This is a genomic window from Stenotrophomonas sp. GL_111 (genome assembly GCF_057835245.1).
Genome location: NZ_CM174421.1, coordinates 3,664,953 through 3,684,459 on the forward strand (window position 1 = coordinate 3,664,953; position 19,507 = coordinate 3,684,459).

Here is a 19,507-nt window from a genome sequence, read left to right on the forward strand (position 1 = left end):
CGGTTGCACACATCCAACCGGCACCGCTATCTGGCGTAGTAGCCGCGCTGCTCCAGATCCTCAAGCAGGGTGGGGCCACCCGGACACCAGCCGAGGGTGCTGCGGGTGTGTTCACTGCAGGCCGCCATGTTGGCGCCGGCCATGCCGGCGAACCACCCGAAGTGCTCACGGCCGCGCGCCGCAACCGGCAGCTTGAGTTGCCGCCCGATCATCTCGGCAATCTGCTGGAACGGCACCGATGCCTCCGTGACCGCGTGGTACACCGGCGTACTGGCGCCGTGTTCGATCGCCAGCCGGTACAGCCGCGCAGCGTCGTGACGATGCACCCCGGACCAGCAGTTGCCGCCTTCCAGGTAGGCTGACACCCCGGTCTGCCGCGCCAGCTGGATCAGGATCGGCACGAAACCGTGGTCGCCGAGCCCGTGTACCGACGGCGCCAGCCGTACCGTGGCTGCGCGAATCCCACGTGCAGCCAGTGCCCGTGCCGTCGGCTCGGACAGCCGCGGTGAGCCCGGATCGGGCAGGTCCGTCTCGCAGGCACCCGCAGGCAAGCCGAGCAACCCGGAAGTCACCAGCAACGGACGCAGAGTTCCCTGCAATGCCTCGCCAAGCGCTTCGATTACCCGACGGTCCTGCGCGCAGTTCTCGATGAAACGGGAAAAATCATGGTTGAACGCGGTGTGGATGACCGCGTCGGCCGTGGCTGCGGCATCGCGCAGGCGGTCCAGCGCTTCCAACGTGGCATGCACCACGTTGGCACCGCTGGCCGCCAACGCGGCCGCCTTGTCGCGATCACGTGCCTGGCCGGTGACCGTATGCCCGGCGCGCAGCAGTTCGTGGACCACGGCCGCGCCGACCCAGCCGGTCGCACCGGTGACGAATACATGCATGGTGTTCTCCTCTTCAGGCCGATGCGATCAGGCGATGCGCATCGACAGTTCAACGTCCTCGCCGACGGCGATGGACAGATACCCTGCGTCCGCCGCACGCACGCGCGCCAGATAGGCCGGTGCATGGTCGGCGTTGTCGGCCACGATCAGCGCGCCGGGGGCCAGGCGGTCTTCCACCAGGTCCAGCACATCGTTGTAGAGCGGCTTGGCGCCGTCGAGCAGCAGCAGGTCGATGCGCTCGGGCAGATCCTCGCGCAGGGTCAGCAGTGCGTCGCCTTCGCGGATCTCCACGAGGTCCTCGACCCCGGCGGCCATCAGGTGCGCACGCGCGCGCGCCACCTTGGACGGCTCGAATTCGCTGCTGATCAGGCGGCCGCCGCCGTTGTCGCGCAGTGCTGCGGCCAGGTGCAGGGTGGAGATGCCAAACGAGGTGCCGAACTCCACGATGGCACGGGCGCGGCGGGTGCGGGCCAGCATGTAGAGCAGGTGGCCGGTCTCGCGCGAAACCGGCAGCCATACGTCTTTCAGCTGCGCATACAGCGCCAGGTACTCGGTGCGGCTGTTCATCAGGCGGCTGCGCTCGTCATCGGACATCGTCGCGAAGGCGGGGCTGGTGGCCGCATCGGCTTCATCGAACAGGCGCGCCAGCAGCGGCGCCAGTGGCGCCGTGGTCAAGGTCGTCATAGGGGTTCCGGGGTCAGGGTTGAGGGCGGGCCGGGGCCCACCTAGAATGCGAGTGATTCGTCGCATTTCCAGAATACGGGCGATCCCCGATCTGCACTATTCGCATTCCCTGCCCCACCCAGGACCGCCATGTCTCCGCGCGCAACCCCGCAGATTTCCTCAAGAAAACAGCCCCGCCAGGCGCGCTCCAGTGAGCTGGTGGCGGTGATTCTGGAAGCGGCGGCTCAGGTTCTGGCCCAGCAGGGTGCCGCCCGTTTCACCACCGCGCGGGTGGCCGAGCGCGCCGGGGTCAGCATCGGCTCGCTGTACCAGTACTTCCCCAACAAGGCCGCGATCCTGTTCCGCCTGCAGGCCGACGAGTGGGAACAGACCACCGGCCTGCTGCAGCGGATCCTCGACGATGCCGCCACACCGCCGTTGCAGCGGTTGCGCACGCTGGTGCATGCCTTCCTGCGCTCGGAATGCGAGGAGGCCGAAATGCGCGTGGCATTGAACGACGCCGCCCCGCTCTATCGCGATGCACCGGAAGCGGACGCGGTCCGCGCCGCCGGCGAGCAGACCATCGCGCGCTTCATGGGCGAGGTGTTGCCGGATGCGACACCGGCAGCGCGCGAGCTCGCCAGCGATCTGGTCACCCGCACGCTCAGCACGGTGGGCAAGGAATTTTCAGGTACCCAGCCAAGCACCGAGGCGATCGAGGCCTACGCCGAGGCGATGGCGGATATGTTCTGTGCGTATCTGCAATCACAGAGCTGCACCAGGTAGTGCCGGCCGCTGGCCGGCTTCCCAGCCATCCGGGGTTGCCGGCCAGCGGCCGGCACTACCGACTGCCACTACCGTCTACGGGCGCGCCCTCAGCAACAACGCACCAAAACCAATGAAGATCGTGCCGACCACGCGGTCGAACACCTTGCGCAGGCCCGGCCTGGCCAGATAGCCGGCCAGGCTGTGACCGCCGGCGGCGTACACCGCGTACCAGAACATCTCCATCACCGCGAAGGTACTCACCAGCACCACGAACTGCGGCAGCTGCGGCTGGCCCAGGTTGACGAACTGCGGCAGGAACGCCGAAGCGAACAGCAGCAGCTTGGGGTTGCTGATGCCGATGATGAATCCATCGCGGAACAGGATGCGGCGCTTGGTCGGGGCAAGGACATCGGTGCTGCCCACGTCCAGCGGTGCATCGCCGCCGCGCCAGGCCTTGATGCCCAGGTACACCAGATACGCCACACCGGCATAGCGCAGCCCATCGAACAGCAGTGGCGAGGCCTTCAGCACCGCGCCCAGGCCGGCGGCGGAAATCGAGAGGGCCAGCACCAGCGCAGTCAGGCAGCCGGCCATCGCGGCCACGCTGCGGCGGAAGCCCACGCGCACGCTGCGGGTCATCACGTGCAGCATGTTCGGGCCGGGGGTGCCGCACAGGACGAACACGGTGACGGCGAAGATCCACCAGGTATGCAGATTCATGGCAATGCACTTCAAAAAATGGGTAGTGCCGGCCGCTGGCCGGCTCGCCCATGATGCCTGACCCAACGCCCCCTGGCAGGCCCTATCCAGGCATTGGCCGGCACACGCAACGCACTTTCCCGCGCGGCCCCATCGGATCTGGTCACCGGGGCCCTCTCCCGAGGGCCCCGGCATGGCTACGCCCGACTCATCCGGCCATCAGAAACGCAGGTCCGCGCGCATGTACCAGTAGCGGCCACGCGGGATGTCGTAGGTGGAGGCGTCATAGCCGTTGAGCGAGCACGACAGGCAGATCGGCGGATCCTTGTCGAACACGTTGTTGAGCCCGGCGCTGAGCTGCAGCCCCTTCATCCAGTCGATCTTGTAGCCCACCTGCATGTCATGGAAGGTGGTGGCCTTGAGCTCGTTGGTGCCCTCGGTCTGGTTGCTGCAGACCGGGAAGGCCACTGCATCACCGCAGTCTTCGGTCAGCTTGGAGATATGCCGCACCGTCCACGAGGCATTCCAGTTCGCCAGGTTCCAGCTCAGCGTGCCGTTGCTGGTCCATTCCGGGATCGAGCTGTCAGCCACTTCCACGCCCGGCTTCTGCGGCTGGCGCTGGCCGGCGGCCCCCAGGGCTTCATAGCGCCCGACGAAGGTGTTCTGCCAGCCCAGCTTGAACTGGCCGATGTCACTCTGCGGCAAAGTCCAGAACAGGTCCACGTCCCAGCCATCGGTCTTGATCGAGCCCAGGTTGGTCAAACGGTTGTTGAAGCTGCTGACCGCCCCGGTGGAGGCACGGCTGATGCCGGCGCAGTACACCGGATCGAGCGTATCCACGCACAGGTCCAGCTGGGTCTGGGCGTTGATGGCCTGGATCGCACCTTCGATGGTGTGCCGGTAGAAGGTCACGTCCACGTCGAAGCGTTCGGACCACGAGGCATTGCTGCCGAACCACGGGCTCCACACGAAGCCGGCACTGAAGCTGCGCGACCGCTCCGGATCCAGCGTCGCGTTGCCGCCGGTGGTCACCGAGATCTGCGAATTGGCCTGCTGGAAACCGCCGGGCACGCCGAGCGCGGCGCAGTTGGCCGCGTTGCCGCGCGGCGGGGTGCCGCCCAGGCCGATCGAGCACGGGTCGAACAGCTGCAGATCCGCGCGCGCCGCCGAGCCGTACAGCTCGCCGATCGATGGCGCGCGGAACCCTTCGGCATAGGTGGTGCGCAATACCAGGTCGTTGGTCACCTGCCAGCGCAGGCCGTATTTCGGTGTGAACTCGCCGCCGAAGGTGGAGTAGTCCGAATAGCGCCCGGCCAGGCTCAGGTCGAGTTTCTCGCCGAGCGAACTCTTGGCGAAGATCGGGATGCTCAGCTCCAGGTAGGCCTCGTTGACGTCATACGAACCGGAGGTCGGCAGCGACGGTACGCCGTTGTAGTGGCCGATCACGGTGAGCGGATCGGGCTGGTAGTTGCCTTCGTACTTGCGGTACTCGTACCCGGTGGCGAACGACACCGGGCCGGCCGGCAGGTTGAACAGGTCGCTGCTCAGGTTGGCGGTGAACAGGCTCAGCTCGTTCTGGCTGCGGTCGCGCACCACCGGCTGGATCCAGCGCAGCATGTCCGGGGTGATCGAGCCGACACCACCGAAGATGTTCAACGGCACGCAGCCCGGCGTGGCCGCACACACCGCCGGGTCGCCCAGCGCCATGTTGACCTTGAAGATGTCGTAGCTGCCGTAGTTGGTCTGCTCGGCCTTGTTCTTGCTGTACATGCCGTTGACGTCCCAGAACCAGCTGCGATCCGCGGCCTGGAAGTTGCCGACCAGACCGGTGGCAAAGTACTGCGTGTTGACCTCCTGCTCGAAGATGCGCGCGCCGCCTTCGACCGGGCGACGGCCGATCAGGCTCATGTTGCCCGAGGACACCAGGTCGAAACCGAACGGGTTGTACGGGTTCAACCGGGATACCACGATGTTGTCGGCCAGCGGGTTGCCGGTGGCACCGTCCGGGCCGAAGAACAGCGGTTCCGGGCCGGCCTGGTTGGTTGACTCGCGGCGGTTGCCCAGCGCCTTGATGTACCACTGCAGGTTGTCGGTGATGTCGAAGCGGAACTGGCCGAAGATGCCCTTCCGCTCCGACGGGGTCAGCACCATGTTGTATTCGGCGAAGTTGAAGCGGTCCGCCGAGGTGAAGCAGTGGTAGTCGTCGGTGCGGTTGCAGCCGGCGCTGCCGTCGTAGCGCGGGCTGCTGACCCCGGTGTTGGGCACGATGTTCTGCTCGGCACCGGTGTTGGGGTCGACGAAGGCGAAGCGCCCCTGCGGAATGCCGCCACTGCCGAAGGCCAGCCCGGTGCCCGGGATCGGGAAGCGCGACTGCTCGCGGTCGCGCGCATACACCGGGTCCTGCTTGGTCCAGCTCGCGCCCAGGAACAGCGTGTAGCGATCCCCGCTGGTGCCCCAGGCCAGATCGACGCCCTTCTGGGTACCATCGCCCTTGCTGTACTCGCCGTAGTTGAGGGTGACCTGGCCGCCATCGAACTCGCGCCGGGTGATGATGTTGACCACACCGGCAATCGCATCGGAACCGTACAGCGAGGACGCGCCATCTTCGAGCACTTCGATGCGCTCGACGATCGCCAGCGGAATGGTATTCAGATCCGTCGCCGCGCCCACGCCCGAGGCGGAGGACTCGTTGACCCAGCGGATGCCATCCACCAGCACCAGCACGCGTTTGGCGCCGAGATGGCGCAGATCCACCTGCGCCGAGCCAGCCCCGACACCGCTGCCGTCGGGCGGGAAGCCAAAGTTGCCGGACGAATTGAACTTGGCGTTCAACGCCGAGCCCGAACCGGTCAACTGCTGCAGCACCTCGCCGATCGAACTCAACCCGGTGCGCTCGATCTCGCTGCGGGTGAGGGTTTGAATCGGGACCTGCCCTTCCACTTCGGCGCGCTTGATGCGCGTACCGGTCACTTCCACCCGGTCCAGATCGGTGGTGCTGCGGGGTGTTTCCTGTGCACCGGCCAATGCCGGGGCAGCCAACAACAGGCACAGCGATACAGCGACCGCCAGTGGGCGGTAGTGCAGGTCGTTCATTCGCTCTCTCCACAAAGGAATGTTGGGCTGGGGCTGCCGCGCCCCCCTGCACGACGGCAGCGTCTCCTTTGTAAACAAACGGTAAAAGTGAAGCCGTGATGCCTGACACTTTTTCACGTCACTGCGACAATTCCGAACAGGCAAAAGTGAGACGCCACAACGCATGACGCCCCTGTAGGACAGGGGCGTCGGTGGTGCACTGCAGTGCGGTTCTGGCTATTGCACGAAGGCAATCCGCTCCAGCTGCGCGTTGGTGGCCGCGGCCAGCACCTTGGCTGTCACCGCGTATTCCGAGCCGGGGTCGGCGGCGATGCGCAGCACCGGCAGGTTGCCGGCATGGGTCTGCGCCTGCTCGCGCATACGCGCTTCCAATGCAGCCACCGGCATCGGCTGGCCGTTCCAGGTGACCTGATTGGCGGCATCCACGCGCAGTTCAATCGGCGCCGGCGGGTCCAGCGGCGGCGTGATCGGGGTAGTGCGTTGCGGCAACTGGACCGGGATGGGAATGGCCACCATCGGTGCGGTCACGATGAAGATGATCAACAGCACCAGCATCACATCCACCAACGGGGTCACGTTGATGTCAGCCAGTGGTCCAGCGGTCCCTGTCGCAGTAAACGCCATGCGGTCTGCTCCTTGCCGGGGGGCCGGTTGCCCCACTGCCGACACTACGCCGGCCTGCGGCGGCCGCCAGTGGCCGTGCGGGGTTCGTTCATGATCGAGTCGGCTTGCCCTCACCGTCGTTCACGCCGCGCCGTTATGCTTCCGGCATGACTCGAATCCCCCTGTATTTCTTCAGCGCAACCACCCTGCTCGCCTGTTCCGGGGTCAGCCCGGTGGCCGATGCCCAGAACCTGGACGCGCAGCGCGCGCAGATCAAGGCCGCCATCGACAACGCCGAACGCGGCCAGTTCGATGCCGCCCAGGCCGCCGCGCTGAACAAGCACCCGCTGTATGGCTGGCTGGAATACAGCAACCTGCGCCGCAGCATCGATACCGTCAGCACCGCCCAGGCCCAGGACTTCCTCAAGCGCTACAACGGCCAGGCCGTGGCCAGCAGCTTCCGCAGCGTGTGGCTGCCCGCCGTGGCACGGCGCCAGGACTGGCCCACCCTGCTGGCCAACTGGGTACCCACCGAGAATGTCGGCCTGCGCTGCGCACAGCTCAACGCGCGCCAGGCCACCGGCAAGGCCGATGCACAGTGGACCAGCGAGGCCCAGGCAATCTGGACCAGTACTGGCAAATCGCTGCCCGACGCCTGCGATGCGGTGTTTGCGGTCCTGGACGCCAAGGGCGGGCTGAGTGCCGACATGCGCTGGGCGCGTATCGATGCCGCCGCCGATGCACAGCAGCCGGCAGTGATGCGCAGTGCCGCGCGTGGCCTGCCGGCCGCCGACCTCAGCCTGGCCAACACCTATGCCGCCTTTGTCGACAAGCCCAATGCCAGCGCATTGAACTGGCCGCGCAACGAGCGCAGCCGACGCATCGCCACCGACGGCCTGGCCAAACTGGCCAAGGCCGACCCGGCCGCCACCGAACAGCAGTTGCCGCAGTACGCCAGCGCCCTGCAGCTCAGTGCCGCCCAGCAGGCCCAGGTGCTCTACCAGGTGGCCCTGTGGACGGTGGCCTCGTATGGCCCGGAATCGGCGCGCCGGCTCAACGCGGTGCCCGATTCGGCCTACGACGAACGCCTGCACGAATGGCGTGCGCGCGAAGCGATGTCGCGCGGCGACTGGCCGCAGGCGTTGGCCGCGATCCGCAAGATGGGCCCCACACAGCGCAGCGATTCGCGCTGGCGCTATTTCGAAGCCCGCATGCTGGAGAAGACCGGCAAGCGCAGTGAAGCGCAGCCGCTGTACCGCGAAGCCGCGCGCGCGGCGACCTTCCACGGCTTCCTGGCTGCCGACCAGCTCAGCCAGCCCAGCTACACGCTGTGCCCGTGGGAACCCGATGACAGCAAGCAGGCCCAGGCCGCCGTGGCGCGCGACCCGGCGATCGTGCGCGCGATGGAACTGTTCAAGATCGAACGCAACGGCTGGGCCGTGGCCGAATGGAACGACGCCCTGAGCCGTTACGACACCACCCAGCGCCGCATCGCGGTGGAAGTGGCGCGCGACAACGGCTGGTTCGACCGCGCGGTGTTCTCGCTCGGCAAGACCCCGGACGAGCAGCGCCTGTATTCGCTGCGTTTCCCGCTGCACCACGACGACGCGATCCGTCGCGAGTCGGAGCGCAACGCGATCGACCCGGCCTGGGTGGCCGCCGAGATCCGTGCCGAGAGCATCTTCAACCCGAAGGCGCGCTCACCGGCCAATGCGATGGGCCTGATGCAGGTACTGCCGGCCACCGGTGCCAGCGTGGCCAAGTCGATCGGGCTGACCAACTACGGCGGCGCCGCCAGCCTGTACGACCCGGACACCAACATCGCGCTTGGCACCGCCTACCTGCGCCAGCTGATGAACAAGTACGAGGGCCTGCCCTACATCACCATCGCCGCCTACAACGCCGGCCCGACCCCGACCGCCCGCTGGCAGAGTCAGCGCCCCGGCTATGACCCGGATATCTGGATCGAGACCATCAGCTACAAGGAAACCCGCGAGTACGTGGCGCGGATCCTGGCCTTCAGCGTGATCTACGACTGGCGTTTGAACGGCACCGCGCTGCCGGTGACCGACCGCATGAACGGCCGCCTGCAGGCCAAGCGCAAGGCACTCACCTGCACGGCCAACGCTGACAAGGGCGGTGACTGAGTATTGCCGCGCCGGCCACGGGCCGGCGCCCACACGGGGACATCCGGGAATGACCTTGCTTGCATGGAGCGCGCTGTTCGCCGGCTGGAGCCTGCTGGCGCTGTGGGTGCTGCGCTGGGGCGGCGCGGAATGGCTGGAGGGCTGGAAGTCGCTGTTCTTCATCGACAGCCTCGGTAGCCTGTGGGAAGCGGCGCAGATCAAGCTGTATTTCCTGTGCCTGTGGCTGGTCTACGGCGTGTGGTTCCTGGCCGGCGTATTCGTTCCCGCATGGCGGGGCCTGCCCTGACTGCGGCATCATGCGCACATGAAGATCTATCTGGTTGGCGGCGCCGTGCGCGACCGCCTGTTGCAGCGCCCGGCCGGTGACCGCGACTGGGTCGTGGTCGGCGCATCCCAGGCGCAGATGGAAGCGCTTGGCTACAAGGCCGTGGGCCGTGATTTCCCGGTATTCCTGCACCCCGACAGCGGTGAGGAATACGCGCTGGCGCGCACCGAGCGCAAGTCCGGGCGCGGCTACCGGGGCTTCGTGGTCGATGCCGATCCATCGGTGACGCTGGAAGAAGACCTGCAACGCCGCGACTTCACCATCAATGCCATCGCCTGCGACGAAGCCACCGGCACGCTGGTCGATCCGTATGGCGGCGTGCGCGATATCCAGCAGCGCGTGCTGCGCCATGTCGGCCCGGCGTTTGTCGAAGATCCGCTGCGTGTGTTGCGTGCCGCCCGCTTCATGGCGCGCTTTGCGCCGTTGGGCTTCACCGTGGCCGACGAAACGATGGCGCTGATGCAGCAGATCGCCGCCAGCGGCGAACTGGATGCGCTGGTGCCCGAACGGGTCTGGCAGGAACTGCGCCGCGCGCTCACCTATGCCCAGCCGTCGGCGTTCCTGCGCACGCTGCACGATGCGCATGCGCTTGGCCCAATCCTGCCGGAACTGGAAGCGCTGTACGGCGTCCCGCAGCGCGCCGAGTTCCATCCCGAAGTGGACACCGGCGTGCACCAGGAGATGGTCAGCGACATCGCCGCACGGCTCGCCCCGGGCGATGACCTGATCGGCTTCGCCGCGCTCACCCATGACCTCGGCAAGGGCCTGACCCCACCGGAGGAATGGCCGCGTCATCTCATGCACGAGCAGCGTGGCCTGGCACCGTTGCGCGCGATGAGCGAGCGCCTGAAAGTACCGCTGGACCACCGCCACCTGGCCGAAGCCGTCTGCCGCGACCACCTCAACGTGCACCGCATCGATGAGCTGCGCGACAGCACCGTGCTGGAACTGCTGGGCCGCTGCGATGGCTTCCGCCGCCCCGAACGCATCGCGCAGCTCGCGCTGTGCTGCGAAGCCGACAAGCGTGGCCGGCTGGGTTTTGAAGACAGCGATTATCCGCAGGGCGCCACGCTCAACCGCCTGCACCAGGCCGCACTGGCCGTGCAGGCGCGCGACCTGGACCTGACCCACCTGAAGGGCCCTGCAGTGGGTGAGCAGCTGGCCAAGGCCCGAACCCGGGCGATCGGCGCGGCACGCTGATCCCGTCCGCGCCTACCAGTCGAAACGCAACCCGATATTGCCCTCGATCACCTTGCGTTCCTTCTGCGCGCTGCTTTCCAGGTCACGCGTGTAGTCGGCCACCGCAAACGCACTGACGTTGGTGTTGAAGCGCGCCACCACGCCTACACCTACTTCCAGCGCGCGTGAGGCCTGCTGGTTGGTGATGCGGTTGTCGTCGAAATCGATGCGGTCTTCGCCGCTCAGGGTCTGCCAGTAGTTGAGCTTGAAATACGGTTGCCAGCCATTGCCGGCGAGGTCGTAATCGGCGGCCAGGCGCAGCCCGACGCGGCCGGTCCAGGCGTTGTCCGCATCGAAGCGCAGCTGCGCGAAGGCATCGGCGCTGTCATCGATGGCCGTGCGCTGCCACAGGATCTGCGCCTGGGGTTCCAGCCACCACGCGCTCTGGCCGACGCGCCACAGCGGCTTGCCGACTTCCAGCGAGGCGGTGGTGCCGTCGCCACGCACGTCGATGCCGATCCCGCGCAGCGACTGCGCATCACCGTCGTAGCGGCTCTGCATCAGCACTGCATCAAGGTAGCCGCCGGCACTGCCGACCCGGGTCCAGTACACCCCGACATGCTTGTCATCCAGCCGGGTGCGGCCGACCGCGACGTTCTCCCAGCCAATAGCAAAGCCGGTCACCTTGCCCTGCGCGCGGGTGCGGCCGACGAAGACACCGAACTGATCGCGATGGCTGTCTCCGGCATTGGCATACAGGTCCAGGCCGGCCTGGATGCCCTGCAGGTCGCCATCGAAGCCCGGCTGCGCATCGCCTTCCCAATGCTGCTCGTGGCTCTGTCCGATCAGCCGCACCCATGCCGCGCGCACGCTGCCCTGCCCGGCCAACAGACGCTGCTCGCCCTGGCGTTCGTGGAAGGTGCCGATGCTGGCCAGGCTGGTTTCGCGCAGCAGCGGCAGCAGTGCTGAATACAGACCGGTCTCGAAGCGGTACAGCGGAATGATGTCGCCCTGCGCCGGACGCGCACCGGGCGTCGGCGGCACCGACAGCGCCCCCGGCAGGCCGCTGTTGCCGCTGGGCACCGCGGGCGGCGTCCCGGTGACCGGCGGCGCCACCGGGGCCGGGTCGGCCGGCTCCGGCGGCGGCGGCGGTTCGGCAGCGGTGGGATCCGGGTCGTTGGGGGGATTCACGTCCGGCGGCGGGGGCGGCGCCGGCGGCAGCACAGGCGGGGGTGTCCCCATGCCCTCGGGCGGCGGCGGGGGCTGCGTCGTGCCGCCCTCGGGTGAAGGCCCCGGTGCCGGGGTGACATTGGCCGCCAGCGTGGAACGCAGATACCAGTTTTCACCGGTACCGCCACTGACACCGCCCTTGAACAGGAAGTACTCGTAGGCGCCGGCCGAGACCGGGTTGTACAACGCGAACGCCGTGGGCGTTGTGGTGGCGCCATTGATTGCCTGCACCACCAGGATGCCGTCGACGACGGTGGCGGCACCGGCACCGCCAACATTGAGGATGCCCACCCCGGTAGTGCCGCTGGCGCTGCCGTTGGAAATCACCAGCTTGTCCGATACCGAACTGTCATCGCCCAGCACGGTCTGCAGGTACAGCGCGCCGCCATTGCCGACGTAGTTGCCCACGATGGTGAAACTGTCACCGGCCCCGCCGCCATTGCTCAGGTCGATGCGGCCGGCGTTGCTGACCGTGGCCAGCTGCCCGGATGCGAACGGCGCGATACGGCCGTTGCCACCGCCTCCGAACACGGCGCTGGTGGCATCGATGGTGAACGTGCCGGTGCCCGTGCCACTGTCGCCCAAGGTGAGGGGGCCATCGAAGCTCAACTGCGTGTCGTCGCGCAGATCGACCTGCTCCCAGTTGGCGAAGCGCGCCACGCCGTTGGTCTTGACGTTGTCCAGGCCGAGCACGTCGGTGCCCAGCCCGCCATCGAACAGCGGCACCGCGCCCAGGTGCGACACGTTGAGGTTGGCGAGCTGGGCGACATCATTGCCGTCGCCGAAGTCGATGGCGTCGTGCACCACGCCACCGCCGTTCCAGCTCAGGCGGTCATTGCCGAAGCTCAGGCGGATCTCTCCGCGCACGGTGCCGCCGGTGAGGGTCACCGCATCGTCGCCGCCGCTGACGCTGATGTTGCCGCCGATGTACCCATCGGACAGCACGATGGTGTCGTTGCCGAAGCCGGCCACCAGGTTGCCGTCGATGCTGCCGCCGGACATCAGGAAGGTGTTGTTGTCCAGTTTCAGGTTGACCCGGCCTATCCGGCCGCCGGTCATCTCGGCGTAATCGCCATCGTCGAACGCGCCGATGATGCGGCCACCGGTCATGCGGAAACGATCCAGTGCATCGCCCTGCAGCAGCGCACCGACGGTGCCGCCGGTCATCAGGAACGTATCGATGCCCGCGCCTTGCTGCACGGTACCGGTGACGCTGCCGCCACTGATCTCGAAACTATCCTGGCCGTCGCCCTGGTCGACGCTGTCGATCACCCCGTCGCGGATCACCAGCGCGTCATTGTCGGCGCCCTGCTGCACGCCACCGCTGATGCTGCCGCCGAGCATCTCCACCTGATCATCGCCTGCACCGGAGACGATGCCACCGGCGCTGCCACGAATCACGCCGCGGTTGACCACGCGGCTGCTGCCGTTGAGCTGCAGGGCCACGCCTGCCGCGGCCAGCAGGCTGCCGTCGTTGACGATCAGATGGCCACTGCCGCCCAGCAGGGTGAGCGCGTTGCCGCTGGCCACGCTGAGCTGCGCGCCGCTGAGCACGTTGACGGTGATGTTGGCGGCACCGGGCGCGCTGACCACCGCCACCGGGTCCGGCGTGGGGGGCGCGGGTGAACAGGTGACGGTCTGGCCGGTCGTGGGGGCGGCGTTGTCGCAGCCGGCCCAGGCCGGCGCGGCCATCGCCAGCAGCGCCGTCCCCAGTGCCCCCCCACAACCACGACGCATCCAGAGCGAAATACGGTCGGCCAGCAGCGTGCGTGCTGGCGAGGCGGGCGTGAGGCGCATACACCATTCCTGTTCAACAAGAGGGGTACGGCTACAGCAGCGGCCTGGTAGAACTACGCAGGCCGACCTCGGCACTGTTACGGGTCACGCGTGATTGCCGGGTAAAAGTGCGAGCTTGATCCTGTCGCAATTGCCCCGCCTTGCCGCCGCTGGCAGCACACCGCTCAGATCTTCAGATGGATCCGGCGCACATCCAGCACCGCCACCACCGCCCACCAAAACGCCACAAAGCCCAGCGCACACAGCAGCGAGGCCAGCTTGGGCGCGTCCGGGAAGGCCGCCAATGCCTGCTGGTAAAGCCAGGCCCAGCCACCGCTGGCGGCCAGAACCAGCGCCATCGCCGATGAGCCCAGGTAGGCGGCAATCGCGTTGACCCCGAAGCGGCGGCCCAGGGCCGGGGCGCCCCAGCGGTCCACCAGCAGATGCGCGGCCAGCAACGCGGCCACCGACAGGGCACCACTCCAGAGTACGAACGTGGGCGTCCACAGATGCTTGTTCAACGGCAGCCAGGCCCAGCCCAGGGCCGCCAGTGCGGCGCAGCCCACTGCCAGCCCGGCAAGGGCACCCAGCCGCCGGGCGCGCAGCCAGCCCCCCGCAATCAGCCCGAGCAGCGTGGTGGCGATCGCCCCGGCCGTGCTGAGCAGGCCTTCCGGGTCGTGCCCCAGCCCGGTCAACGGCTGGTACTGGTACAGCATCGGCGCGAACAGCGCGGTATCCAGGCGGCTGGCAGGGTTGTGCCAGTGATCCAGCGAACCGGCGCCCAGCAGCACGGCCGCGTAGCCGGCCAACAGCCCGATCAACACGATCCATTGCGTGCGCGCACGGGTGTGGATGGCCAGCACCCCGACCACCGCCACGCACACGGCGATCCGCTGCAGCACGCCCCACAGACGATAGGCCGGCAGGTCCAGCAGGCACCACGCCAACAGGTGCAGCAACGCGCCCGCCACCAGGATGCGCAGCGCGCGTTGCAGCAGGCCACGCTGCAGCGCCGGGCGCAGTGCCATCTCACCGGCCCGCGGCGACAGGCTGAAGGCCATCGAGACACCTGCGATGAACAGGAACAGCGGGAAAATCAGGTCGGTCGCGGTAAATCCGTGCCAGTCCGCGTGCAGCAACGGGGCGTACACGTTGCCCCAGTCGCCGGGATTGTTGACCAGCAGCATCGCCGCCACGGTGAGCCCGCGCAGGGCATCGATCGAGCCCATCCGCGACGATGCCGGTGCGGCCATCACACGTCCTCGCGCTGGCCGGCAATCCAGGTGCTGCGTACCTGCAGCGCATCGTCGAGCAGCACCAGATCGGCCTGGTAGCCCTCGGCGATCTCGCCCAGGCGATCATCCACATTGAGGAACTGCGCCGGGTAGCGCGAGGCCATGCGGGCCGCTTCATCCAGCGGCAGGCCGAGCAGATGCACCGCATTGCGCACGGCGGTGGCCATGTCCAGCGCCGAACCGGCCAGCGAACCGGCCGCGTTGCGCACCACGCCATCCACGGCGGTGATCACCTCGCCATACAGCTCATAGCTGGGGTTGTCGGCACCGACAGGCGGCATCGCATCGGTGACCAGCATCACCTTGCCGCGCGGTTTGGCCGCCAGCGCCACGCGCAGGCTGGCCGGATGCACGTGCACGCCGTCGGCGATGATGCCGATCCAGCTGTCGCGATCTTCCAGCGCCGCGCCCACCGCGCCAGGTTCACGCCCGGTCAGCGGTGACATCGCGTTGTACAGATGGGTGAAGCCGCGGATGCCTGCGTCCAGCCCGGCGCGCGCTTCTTCGTAGCTGGCCGCGGTATGCCCGGCCGCCACGATCACGCCGCGCTCGACCAGCGCACGGATGCTGTCCAGCGGCACGCGCTCGGGGGCCAGGGTCAGCAGGGTCACGCCGTTGTCGAGCGAGGCCGCCAGCGCGATTTCCTCGGCATCGGGCACGCGAAATTTGTTGGCGTCGTGGGTGCCCTTGCGTGCCGGGGCGATGTACGGGCCTTCCAGGTGGATGCCGAGCACCCCTGGTACGCCCTGCGCGATCGCATCACGGGTGGCATCGATCGCCGCACGCATCACCTGCACGTCGTCGCTGATCAGCGTCGGCAGCAGGCCGGTGGTACCGAAACGGCGATGCGCGCGGGCCAGCGTGCGCAGGCTTTCCACATCGGGTGTGTTGTTGAACAACACACCGCCACCGCCGTTGACCTGCGCGTCGATGAAGCCGGGCAGCAGCCAGCCGCCGCCCAGATCCACCTGCTCATCGGCCGTACCCAGCTGCGGGGCGGCGTCGGACACCAGCGCGGTGATCCGGCCGTCTTCGATCACCACCGCGAGGTCGTCGCGGAACTCATCGCCGGCCAGGATGCGGGCATTGCGCAGCACGGTTTTCATCAGACGGTTTCCGTCACCTTGTTCAGATGCGGCGGCAGGTCCGGGTTGTGCCCGCGACGCAGCGCCAATGCATTGATCGCACGATAGAACGCCTGCACGGCCAGCAGCGGCGCGCAGGCCGGGTGCGGTGCCTGTGGCAACGGCAGGTCGCCGCGCACATCGGCCAGCCATACCTGCGCGTTGCGCGCTGCGAACTCCTGCACCACCGCGCGCGTGCCCGCACCGGTTTCATCGGGCTGGGCGAAGGCCAGCACCGGGAAGCCCGGGCCAACCAGCGCCATCGGGCCGTGCTTGACCTCGGCCGAGCTGTACGCCTCGGCATGCAGGCCGCAGGTTTCCTTGAATTTCAGGGCCGCTTCCTGCGCTGCGCCCAGGCCCAGCCCGCGGCCGAGCACGAACAAGTTGTGGGCCGGCACCAGGCCGTCGGTCAGTGCCGACCAGTCGCTGTTCCAGGCCTGGCGCAGCGCGTCGGGCAGCACGCGCAGCGAGGCGATCAGCGCCGCGTCCTGGCTCCAGTAGGCCACCAGCTGCAGAATCGCCGACAGCGAGGCCAGGTAGCTCTTGGTTGCCGCCACGCTGCGCTCGGCACCGGCGCCGAGCGGGATCACCGTTTCGGCCAGCTGCGCCAGCGGTGAATCTTCCACGTTGACCAGCGCCACCACGCGCGCGCCGGCCGCACGCGCGGCTTCGGCATTGCGCAGCAGGTCCGGGCTCTTGCCGGACTGCGAAATCACGATGTACAGCGCGCCGCGCAGTTGCAGCGGCGCTTCATACACCGAACCCACCGACGGCGAGGCCGAGGCGGTGACCAGCCCCAGCCGGGTTTCCAGCAGGTACTTGGCATAGGTGGCCGCATGGTCCGAACTGCCCCGTGCGCAGGTGACCACGAACGGCGGTGGTGCCGCGCGCAGGCTGGCCGCCAGCGTTTCCACCGCCGCCTGGTTGCGCACGAACTGCGCGGCGATCACGTCGGCCGCTTCCGCGGCTTCGCGGTACATCAAGGTGTCGTGGGGGGCTGGCAGGGACATGGGCACTCAGGTGGTTTCAGGAGAAGGAGGACGCGCGCCTTGCGGGCGCATCGGCGCGGTCGAGCCACGCACGACCAGTTGCGGGACGAAGCCCTGGTTCTGCAGCTGCAGCGGCGCATCGTCGTAGGCATCGCTGCGCAGCTGCGAAATCAACAGGCGCGCGGCGTGCCGGGCGATGTCTTCGGTGGCCTGCTTGGCAGTGGTCAGCGGCGGCCACGACTGGCGCGAGAACGGGCTGTCCTCGAAGCCGGCGATGGACAGGTCGTACGGCACGTTCATGCCGGCCGACTTGGCTGCGGCCAGCACGCCGGCCGCGATTTCATCGTTGGAACCGAAGATCGCGGTCGGCGGCTCGCGCAGCGCCAGCAACCGCCGCGCACCACGGAAACCATCGTCGAAGGTGTAGTCGCCCTGTACCACCAGGTGCTTGTCGATGCTCATGCCGTAGTCGCGCAGTGCGGCTTCGTAACCGGCGTAGCGCTCGCCGCTGGAACGGTGCGAGCTGCCGCCCCACAGGAAGCCGATGCGCTGGTGACCCAGCTGGATCAGATGCTCGGTGATTTCGTAGGCCGCCTCGCGGTCGTCGACGAACACACAGGCGCCGTCCTGCGGGTCGGCGGTGGCGGCGATGATGCGCACCAGCTTGATGCCGCGCGCGGTCAGCGCGGCGACCAGGTCGCTGCGTTCGGACATCGGTGCGGTCAACACCAGCCCGGCCAGACGCGATCGCTGCACCCAGTCGGCGAGCTCGTCGGCAAGCATCGGTGAACTGGAATCGCAGGGATGGATCTGCAGCCCGAACCCGGTCTCGCGGCAGGCGGCCAACACGCCGTTCTGCACGCCGATGATGTGGTACGGGTTGGGGTTGTCGTAGACCAGCCCGACCACCAGGGTGGTGCCGGTGCGCAGGTTGCGCGCAGCCGGATCGGGCTCGTAGTCGAGCTCGGCGATGGCACGCAGCACCCGCGCACGGGTGGCCTGCATCACCGAGGGCTCGTTGTTGATCACCCGCGAGACCGTCTTGAGCGACACCTTGGCCCGTTCAGCGACATCCTTGATGGTCGCTCTGCGCATGGTCTTTTCCTGGCTGTCCCGTGGAGCGTCCATGATCGCCGATCACTGGCCGTCGCGGGGCAGCCCGACCCGATGGCCGCGCAGGGAGTAGAACAGGATGTAGAGGTAGCACGGCACCATCAGCCCGGCGAACACCCACTGGAAGTCGAAGTGCTGCTTGAGCACCGCGAACGCCTGGGGAATGATCGCGCCGCCGGCAATGGCCATCACCAGCAGGGCCGAACCGGTTTCGGTGAAGCGGCCCAGCCCGCGGATCGCCAGCGGGAAAATCGCCGGCCACATCATCGCGTTGGCAAAGCCCAGCGCGGCCACGAAGCCCACCGATACATAGCCGTGGGTGAGCAGCGCGCCGATGCAGAACACCACGCCCAGCGTGGCCGAGATGCTCAGGTAGCGCGACTGCGAGACCAGGTGCGGAATCAGCGCCAGGCCCATCAGGTAGCCCAGCAGCATCGCGCCCAGGGTGATCGAGGTGAACATCTTGGTCTGGTCCAGCGGCAGGTCGAAGCCGTGGCCATAGGTGCCGATCGCATCGCCGGCCATCACTTCCACGCCCACATACACGAACAGGCACAACACGCCCAGCCACAGGTGCGGGAACTGGAAGATGCTGGTGCGCTCGGCAGTGCCCGGCGCGCGCGGCGGGGTGGCATTGGCCTCGGCGGTCTTGAGTTCCGGCAGCGGCGAGAACAATACGGCCACCGCCAGCACCACCAGCAGCCCCGCCATGGCCATGTACGGCGCCTGGATCTTGGCGGCGAAATCATTGAGCAGCACGGTCTTGGCGGCCGCATCGGCCACCTTCACCTGCGCGTCCAGGTCACCGATGCCATGCAGCACCAACGTGCCGATCAGCACCGGGGCCAGCATGCCGGCGATCTTGTTGCAGATGCCCATCAGCGCGATGCGTCGTGCGGCGGTCTCGATCGGGCCGAGGATGCTGATGTACGGGTTCACCGCCGTCTGCAGCAGGGCCAGGCCGCTGCCGATGATGAACAGGCCGCTGAGCGCGCCCGGGTACCAGCGCTGCTGGGCGAAGTGCGCGAACACCACCGCGCCGGCCGCCATCACCAGCAGGCTCAGGCTCAGGCCCTTCTTCATGCCGGTGCGCTTGAGTATCCACGAGGCCGGCAGCGCCAGGAAGAAGTAGGACAGGTAGAAGACCATCAGCACCAGGAAGGCGCCGACTTCGTCCAGCTCGAAGGCCAGTTTGACGAAGGTGATCAGCGGGCCGTTGAGCCAGGTGAAGAAGCCGATCAGGAAGAACAGCACGCCGATGATCAGGATCGAGGTGAGCACGCTCGAACGCGCGGAAGCAGCAGGCACGGCAGACATCAAGAAGGCTCCTGCATCGACGGCGCGCCAGGGCGGCGTCGGAAGAGTGGCTGGGAACAACGTTGTCACATTTATTCGTCGCAGCCGCTGGGTTTGTCAACAACTGGTTTTCCCGCGGTCACGCAGAATCGACATGCTGCACCTGCGCAAAAAACCCGCGATGCCTCGCCCCGTGGTCGTAGAGCCCGTAGTTCCAAGGACTTTGCGAAAACATGACAGGAGCGTGATGAAAACGTTTTCGGTCACACCTGGGCGCTGCAACGCAACATCGAAAGTCTACGGTTATCGTTGACATC

At 67.5% G+C, this 19,507-nt stretch carries 15 protein-coding genes; 4 read left to right on the forward strand and 11 right to left on the reverse strand.

Annotation, left to right across the window (positions count from 1 at the left end; all coding sequences use genetic code 11):
• Window positions 1–26: 26 nt before the first annotated feature.
• Window positions 27–890, reverse strand: a complete 864-nt coding sequence (locus tag AC3IPM_RS16295; protein WP_489301202.1) for an SDR family oxidoreductase — start codon at window positions 888–890, stop codon at window positions 27–29.
• A 27-nt stretch (window positions 891–917) separates the two neighbouring features.
• Window positions 918–1,574 (reverse strand): O-methyltransferase, encoded by a 657-nt coding sequence (locus AC3IPM_RS16300; protein ID WP_489301204.1) that lies wholly within the window; start codon window positions 1,572–1,574, stop codon window positions 918–920.
• Window positions 1,575–1,703: 129 nt separating this feature from the next.
• Between AC3IPM_RS16300 and AC3IPM_RS16305 the strand changes: the two genes are divergently transcribed.
• A complete protein-coding gene (locus AC3IPM_RS16305) occupies window positions 1,704–2,339 on the forward strand; it encodes a TetR/AcrR family transcriptional regulator (protein ID WP_489301206.1) in 636 nt (211 codons plus the stop codon).
• 75 nt (window positions 2,340–2,414) lie between these two features.
• On the opposite strand, the gene AC3IPM_RS16310 is transcribed toward AC3IPM_RS16305, so the two are convergent.
• The 3 genes from AC3IPM_RS16310 to AC3IPM_RS16320 form a co-directional block, all read right to left on the reverse strand.
• The gene (locus tag AC3IPM_RS16310; RefSeq protein ID WP_489301208.1) at window positions 2,415–3,041 is read right to left on the reverse strand and encodes a LysE family translocator; all 627 of its coding nucleotides are present in this window, start codon (window positions 3,039–3,041) and stop codon (window positions 2,415–2,417) included.
• A gap of 198 nt (window positions 3,042–3,239) precedes the next feature.
• Window positions 3,240–6,113 (reverse strand): TonB-dependent receptor, encoded by a 2,874-nt coding sequence (locus AC3IPM_RS16315; RefSeq protein WP_489301210.1) that lies wholly within the window; start codon window positions 6,111–6,113, stop codon window positions 3,240–3,242.
• A 216-nt stretch (window positions 6,114–6,329) separates the two neighbouring features.
• Window positions 6,330–6,737, reverse strand: coding sequence for an ExbD/TolR family protein (locus AC3IPM_RS16320; RefSeq protein ID WP_489301212.1), 408 nt, complete (start codon window positions 6,735–6,737; stop codon window positions 6,330–6,332).
• 146 nt (window positions 6,738–6,883) lie between these two features.
• Here AC3IPM_RS16320 and AC3IPM_RS16325 point away from each other — a divergent pair, with 146 nt between their 5' ends.
• Genes AC3IPM_RS16325 through AC3IPM_RS16335 form a run of 3 tightly spaced genes read left to right on the forward strand, consistent with a single transcriptional unit; the run spans window position 6,884 to window position 10,388 of the window.
• Window positions 6,884–8,863: a transglycosylase SLT domain-containing protein gene (locus tag AC3IPM_RS16325; RefSeq protein ID WP_489301214.1), complete on the forward strand. Its 1,980-nt coding sequence runs from the start codon at window positions 6,884–6,886 to the stop codon at window positions 8,861–8,863.
• A 49-nt stretch (window positions 8,864–8,912) separates the two neighbouring features.
• Complete coding sequence (locus AC3IPM_RS16330; RefSeq protein ID WP_489301216.1) at window positions 8,913–9,149, forward strand: hypothetical protein; 237 nt, start codon at window positions 8,913–8,915, stop codon at window positions 9,147–9,149.
• Between the two features lie 18 nt (window positions 9,150–9,167).
• The gene (locus AC3IPM_RS16335) at window positions 9,168–10,388 is read left to right on the forward strand and encodes a multifunctional CCA addition/repair protein (RefSeq protein ID WP_489301218.1); all 1,221 of its coding nucleotides are present in this window, start codon (window positions 9,168–9,170) and stop codon (window positions 10,386–10,388) included.
• Window positions 10,389–10,400: 12 nt separating this feature from the next.
• Here the strand turns inward: AC3IPM_RS16335 and AC3IPM_RS16340 are convergent, their stop codons facing one another.
• From AC3IPM_RS16340 to AC3IPM_RS16365, 6 genes are all read right to left on the reverse strand, one after another.
• The gene (locus AC3IPM_RS16340) at window positions 10,401–13,394 is read right to left on the reverse strand and encodes an autotransporter family protein (RefSeq protein ID WP_489301220.1); all 2,994 of its coding nucleotides are present in this window, start codon (window positions 13,392–13,394) and stop codon (window positions 10,401–10,403) included.
• A gap of 164 nt (window positions 13,395–13,558) precedes the next feature.
• A complete protein-coding gene (locus AC3IPM_RS16345) occupies window positions 13,559–14,626 on the reverse strand; it encodes an acyltransferase family protein (protein WP_489301222.1) in 1,068 nt (355 codons plus the stop codon).
• Complete coding sequence (nagA, locus tag AC3IPM_RS16350) at window positions 14,626–15,774, reverse strand: N-acetylglucosamine-6-phosphate deacetylase (RefSeq protein ID WP_489301224.1); 1,149 nt, start codon at window positions 15,772–15,774, stop codon at window positions 14,626–14,628. Before nagA ends, AC3IPM_RS16345 begins: the two co-directional genes overlap by 1 nt.
• Window positions 15,774–16,802 carry an SIS domain-containing protein gene (locus AC3IPM_RS16355; protein ID WP_489301226.1) on the reverse strand — a complete coding sequence of 343 codons (1,029 nt, stop codon included), beginning with the start codon at window positions 16,800–16,802 and terminating at the stop codon, window positions 15,774–15,776. The genes nagA and AC3IPM_RS16355 overlap by 1 nt, the downstream gene beginning before the upstream one ends.
• 6 nt (window positions 16,803–16,808) lie before the next feature.
• A complete protein-coding gene (locus tag AC3IPM_RS16360; RefSeq protein ID WP_489301228.1) occupies window positions 16,809–17,876 on the reverse strand; it encodes a LacI family DNA-binding transcriptional regulator in 1,068 nt (355 codons plus the stop codon).
• Window positions 17,877–17,918: 42 nt separating this feature from the next.
• Window positions 17,919–19,211, reverse strand: coding sequence for a sugar MFS transporter (locus AC3IPM_RS16365; protein ID WP_489301230.1), 1,293 nt, complete (start codon window positions 19,209–19,211; stop codon window positions 17,919–17,921).
• Window positions 19,212–19,507: the final 296 nt, after the last annotated feature.